General features: G+C 62.7%; 1 pseudogene. It reads right to left on the reverse strand.

The features are described 5' to 3' along the window. Positions 1 to 1,217, reverse strand: a pseudogene (locus ETD86_RS54395) (DNA-directed RNA polymerase subunit beta); the annotation flags it as partial. Positions 1,218 to 1,304 lie beyond the last annotated feature (87 nt).

Here is a 1,304-nt window from a genome sequence, read left to right on the forward strand (position 1 = left end):
GACGCCACGACCGGGCGGATGTTGATCAGGGTCTGCGGGGTGATCGCCTCGACGTCCTGCGTGGTCATGCGCTCGCGGACGACGCGCTCCATGCGGGCCAGGCCCAGGCGGACCTGGTTCTGGATCAGCTCGCCGACGCTGCGCACCCGCCGGTTGCCGAAGTGGTCGATGTCATCGACCTCCACGATGACCTCGCGGTTCAGGCCCGGCACCGACTCCGCACCGGCGTGCAGCCGCACCAGGTACTCGACCATCGCGACGATGTCGTCCTCGGTCAGGGTGCCCTGAGTGATCTCCGAGTCGACGCCCAGCTTCTTGTTGATCTTGTAGCGACCCACCTTGGCCAGGTCGTACCGCTTGGGGTTGAAATAGAGGTTCTCCAGCAGGGTCTGCGCCGACTCCTTGGTCGGCGGCTCACCCGGCCGCAGCTTGCGATAGATGTCGAGCAGAGCGTCATCCTGGCCGGCCGTGTGGTCCTTCTCCAGAGTGGCCCGCATCGACTCGTACTGGCCGAACCGCTCGAGAATCTGATCGTTGGTCCAGCCCAGTGCCTTGAGAAGCACGGTGACGGCCTGCTTGCGCTTACGGTCGATGCGCACACCGACACTGTCACGCTTGTCGATCTCGAACTCGAGCCAGGCACCCCGCGACGGGATGACCTTGCAGCCGTACAGATCCTTGTCCGACGTCTTGTCGACATCACGTTCGAAATAGACGCCAGGCGAACGGACCAGCTGCGAGACCACGACACGCTCGGTGCCGTTGATGATGAAGGTGCCCTTCGGCGTCATGAGCGGGAAATCCCCCATGAACACCGTCTGGCTCTTGATCTCACCAGTGGTGTTATTGATGAACTCCGCCGTCACGAACATCGGGGCGGAGAAGGTCATGTCCTTGTCTTTGCACTCATCGACTGAGTACTTGGGCGGCTCGAACCGGTGATCGCGGAACGACAAGGACATGGTCCCCGAGAAGTCCTCGATGGGACTGATCTCTTCGAAGATCTCTTCGAGACCCGACTGGGTCGGGACGTCCCTGCGCCCGGCCTGGCGAGCCGCCTCTACCCGGGCCTTCCACTTCTCGTTTCCGAGCAGCCAATCGAAAGACTCGGTCTGCAGAGCGAGAAGGTCAGGAACTTCCAGAGGCTCCTGGATACGCGAAAAAGAGACGCGACGGGGACCAGCGGGTACGGCGGAGGCGTTGCGCGAGGCTGCCAACAGATGTCCTTCCGAGGGCTCGCGGCGGACTGACTACACGCACGCCAGACAACCTCGCAACGTGAGCAAGCATCGCGGGTCGTCAAA

The sequence above is a fragment of the Nonomuraea turkmeniaca genome, assembly GCF_005889735.1.
Classification (GTDB): domain Bacteria; phylum Actinomycetota; class Actinomycetes; order Streptosporangiales; family Streptosporangiaceae; genus Nonomuraea; species Nonomuraea turkmeniaca.